We start from the raw sequence: 4,335 nt of genomic DNA on the forward strand, positions 1-4,335 counted from the left end.
GGTCGATCGTCCACACCGGGTTGAGCTGGACCGACGTGATCGACGGCGCGGTGGCCACGTTCTGCGCCGGCTGCAGCAGCGGGATGAACGGTCCGCTCGCGTTCTGGGCGATCTGCAGCTCCTCGTATGCCGAGGCGCGATCTTGATCGCCCACGGCATCCCGCGCCGTCTCGGCCAGGTCGGCGACGGCGGGGTCGTCGTCAACCGTCCAGCCGGCGCGTAGGCCGACCAACTCGCCCGGCGTAAAGGCCAGGTAGTTCGAGGGATCCGGGAAGTCCGGACCCCAGTACCACAGGCCGATCTCTTCGAGGCCGTCGCGGTAGGCGTCGAGCTCGGTGGCCACCGGAGCAGGGGCGAGCGTGACCGTGACACCGATCTCGGCGAGCTGGGCCTGTACGGACTCGGCGATACTCTGCAGCGAGAGACCTTGCACGGTGATGTCGTTCGGGAAGCTCAATGTCACTTCTTCGCCGTCGTAACCTGAGGCGTCGAGAGCGCTCTGAGCCGCCTGAACATCGCGTTGGTTGCCGTCCTCGGCGCCGAGAGAGCCGTTGAAGAGTGAGGGGATGAACCCGCCGGGCCGCACCGAACCCTCGCCGGCGAGGGCGACGATGGTGTCGTAGTCGATGGCGAGCTTGACGGCCTCGAGGAAGTCCGGGTCGCTCGTGACCTGGCTGATCTCGTCGTCCTGGTTCAGCAGCAGAAAGATCACGTAGCGAGAGGCGCTGGAGACGACGTTCACGGACTCGGTGTCGAGTTCGGCCACCTGGTCGGGGTTGAGATCGAGAGCGATCTGCGACTCACCGGCCTGCACATTGAGCCTCTGGGTCTCACCCTCGACGTTGCGCAGCACGACGCGGCCGTAGGCGGGGGCGTCGCCGGAATACTCAGGGTTGGCGGTGAAGACCACTTCCGAGGCCGCGTCGAAGGACTCGAGTATGTACGGTCCTGAACCCGCGGACTCGTCATTGAGGAACGATTCGGCGGCGTCGTTCTCGTCCGTACTGCCGCCGTTCTCCTCGAGCACCTCCTGGTTGACCACGCCGAGAGCGGGGTTCGGCAGGATGAACGGCAGAGCGGGGTTCGGCTCCTCCGAGGTGAGCGTCAGGGTGGTCTCTGAGGTCTTCTCCACTGTCACCCCGTCCAGGAGAAACGACGGGTTGCCCAAGATGCCCTGCACACGCTGCAGCGAGAAGACGGCGTCGTCGACGGTCACCTCGGAGCCGTCGGAGAAGGTGTGGCCATCCTCCATGGTGAGCGTGAGGACGCGGTCGTCGTCCGACATCTCATAGCTGGCGAGCCCGTCGACCGGCTGGGTCACGTCATCGCCGTCGAATGTCAGCAGCGTGTCGTAGAGGGCCTTGGCCACGATGGACCCGGTGGTCTCGTACTGGCGGTTCGGGTCGGCGGTCTGCAGATCGAACGACGCGTCGACGACGAGGGTCTGGTCGTCACCCGTGTCATCGTCGTTCGAAGAGTCGGCGCAGCCGGTGACGACGAGCGCGACGGCCAGGCCCAAGGCGGAAGCCGCTGAGACGTGGCGGATGAACTGTGACACGGGAGGTGCTCCTTCGGGCGCGGGAACGGGTCAGCACTGAATTAAGCCATTTTCACTGGGCAGTTTTCAACTTTCCGCGCCGAATGAGGAACAAATGTCCAGTACGTTACTGGGTGTCGACGAAATCTCTCCTCTGACGGTCGCGCGGATGGGGAACTCTGGACAGTTAGGGACTGGTATGCGGCTCGACGAAACACATCTACGGATGCTCGAAGCACTTCGCGAGGACGGACGCACCTCGATGGCGGCCCTTGCCGAGAGACTCAACATCTCGCGCTCGAACGCCTACACCCGTTACGACAGCCTCGTTGCGGCGGGCGCGATCCGGGGAGTACACGCCGTCGTCGATCCAGCCGCAGTCGGCCTGGGTGTCGCGGCGATGGTCTTCGTCACGTTGCATCAGACGGAGTGGGCCGACTTCCGCGCACGTCTGCCGCAGCTCGAGGAGCTCGAGTACTTCGCCGTGACCACCGGCGAGCACGACGCGATGCTGCTGGTCAGGGCTCCGGACGTCTCGGCCATCCACGACCTCGTCGTCGCACGGCTGGCACAATGGCCGTCGATCAAGGCAACCGAGACGGTATTCCTCATGGACGAAGACCACTTCTCGGTCTCCCTGCGGCCGCGCGGCTCCGACGCAGGCGCTTCGGAGAGTGCGGGAGAGCGCTACGGAATGACCCGATTCGTACGCACAAGCGATGATCGCTCACTGCGAGTTTCTCCGCGTGGGCGTCCATGACCGGGTCAGGAAGCCGGGGCGACGACCGTGGGCAGCTCCCGGCAGACGCTCACGTGAGAGGCGCCGTCGGCCCCGGTGAAGTCCTCGGTGAGCCGAAGCAGCCCGTCGTCGTCGCGCTCGATGCGTGAGCTCGCGCCGCCGCGGACGACGTCACCGGCACGGTCCCGGTGCACGAAAGTGAGCTCGATGAGGTCGTGTGTCCGGGCGCCACAGAACTTTCCCAGCTCGACCGTGTCGCCCGTGTAGTCGCCCCAGAGCATGCCGTCGGATTCGTAGTAGACGAAGCGAGTGGGGTGGACCGGGTCGACGCGGCTCGACGTCGACGACACCATCTCGAAGACGCGTTCGTGGAGGTTGAAGTCGTCGGGCGCCGCGGAGGGGACGTGGCCGTCGGGACCGGTCGTGTGGTCGTCCGGACTGGTCATAAGGTTAGGCATCCATATCTCTTGGAGAGGGCGGGTGGAAGACGCGGACTGACACCAAGACCGCGCGGATGACGGACGGGGTCCTCACGCGTCCAGTCGTGGTGGACGGTATCGAACCGTAGGGCGGGGGCGGTCGCTGGGTCCGCGTCGTCGGTGACGGACGACTGTCCGGGGACCGGGACGTCCCGGAATGAACCAGGCTCACGTCGAGTTGCCGATGGACATGACGATCGACGTTGGACGTGTGGGTGTCTGGACAAGATCAGACATCTGGCCGAGAGACAGGAATGAGCTCAGCGAAGCGGCATCGGAACTCGAGGAACTCGGGTACTCAGCTGCCTGGTTCGGGCTGGCGCGTGGCGACTTGGGCCTTCAGGAGGACGTTCTGACCGCTACGTCGAACCTGGTAGCGGCCACCGGCATCATCAATGTGTGGACGGAGCCGGCGGCGGAAGCCGCTGCCTCGTTCCATAGAGTGAGCTCCGCGCATCCGGACCGCCTGCTGCTCGGGATCGGTGCGGGCCACGCCCCGTTGGTCGAACGGACCGGGCAGCGGTACACGCGCCCCTACAGCAAAGTCGTGGCGTATCTGGACGAGCTCGACGACGCGGACGTCCCGGTGAAGGGCCGCGCGGTCGCGGCGCTCGGACCGAGGACCGTGACTCTGGCCGGAGAGCGGTCGGCAGGCGCACACCCCTACCTCGTCACGCCAGAGCACACCCGGACAGCGCGAGAGCTGCTGGGCGACGGCCCGCTGCTCGCGCCGGAGCAGAAGGTGATCCTCGAGACGGACCGTGAGCGTGCGCGCGAGATCGGAGCCGGTGTGCTCGATCTCTACCTGGGGCTGCCGAACTACACCAACAACCTCCGACGGATCGGGTTCAGCGAGGAGGACTTGAACGCCGGTGGCTGGAGCGACCGGCTGTTCGACAGCCTGATCGCGTGGGGAGACCTTGACACGGTCACCAGGCGCATCGCGGAACACCACAAGGCGGGCGCGGACCATGTCTGCGTCCAGGTCCTGACGGGAGACGAGGGCCTGCCGCGCGCACAGTGGCGGGAGCTGGCTCCGGCATTGCTCCGCTGAGGCGGGCCCCGAACGACGGCATCCGGCGTCCGGCGGACACGGCACGACGTCGCCGCGACACGGAGCGTCCGGGTGATCCGCCGATGGTCAGCCGTATGTGTCTAATGTTGCGACGTGGACGTCGTGTCGATATTGATGCTGGCGGCGGGATTCGTGCTGCTGATCGCGGGCGGGGAAGCCCTGGTGCGCCGGCTCGCTCGCCCGGACGGTGGGCATGTCGTCACTGGTCGTGGGGTTGACTGTGGTGTCGTTCGCGACGTCGGCGCCGGAGCTGGCGGTGAGCGCGGGCGCTGCTCTCGATGGTTCGCCCGGTTTGGCGATCGGCAACGTGGTGGGCAGCAATATCACGAACATCCTGCTCATTCTCGGTCTGTCGGCGCTGGTGATGCCGCTGATCGTCAAGTCACAGCTGGTGCGCGCCGACATCCCGGTGATGATCGTCATGTCCGCCCTGATGCTGGTCTTGGCGCTCGACGGACGTATCGGCCGGCTCGACGGCCTGATCCTGCTGCTCGGCCTCGGCTTC

Annotated in this window: 4 protein-coding genes and 1 pseudogene; 3 read left to right on the forward strand and 2 right to left on the reverse strand. The window is 66.1% G+C overall.

What is annotated here, in order from left to right:
- The coding region (locus tag ELR45_RS22070) for an ABC transporter substrate-binding protein (protein WP_165368005.1) at positions 1-1,558 on the reverse strand (1,558 nt) is incomplete at its 3' end.
- A gap of 94 nt (positions 1,559-1,652) precedes the next feature.
- Here ELR45_RS22070 and ELR45_RS22075 point away from each other — a divergent pair.
- Positions 1,653-2,297, forward strand: coding sequence for an Lrp/AsnC family transcriptional regulator (locus ELR45_RS22075; RefSeq protein WP_129668258.1), 645 nt, complete (start codon positions 1,653-1,655; stop codon positions 2,295-2,297).
- 5 nt (positions 2,298-2,302) lie between these two features.
- Here ELR45_RS22075 and ELR45_RS22080 read toward each other — a convergent pair whose 3' ends face one another.
- Positions 2,303-2,722, reverse strand: a complete 420-nt coding sequence (locus ELR45_RS22080; protein WP_205857034.1) for an avidin-fold protein — start codon at positions 2,720-2,722, stop codon at positions 2,303-2,305.
- Between the two features lie 223 nt (positions 2,723-2,945).
- Here ELR45_RS22080 and ELR45_RS22085 point away from each other — a divergent pair, with 223 nt between their 5' ends.
- Positions 2,946-3,809, forward strand: coding sequence for an LLM class F420-dependent oxidoreductase (locus ELR45_RS22085; protein ID WP_129668310.1), 864 nt, complete (start codon positions 2,946-2,948; stop codon positions 3,807-3,809).
- A gap of 114 nt (positions 3,810-3,923) precedes the next feature.
- Positions 3,924-4,335 (forward strand): annotated as a pseudogene (locus tag ELR45_RS38700) (sodium:calcium antiporter); the annotation flags it as partial.

The sequence above is a fragment of the Phytoactinopolyspora endophytica genome (assembly GCF_004138495.1).
Taxonomy (GTDB): Bacteria; Actinomycetota; Actinomycetes; order Jiangellales; family Jiangellaceae; genus Phytoactinopolyspora; species Phytoactinopolyspora endophytica.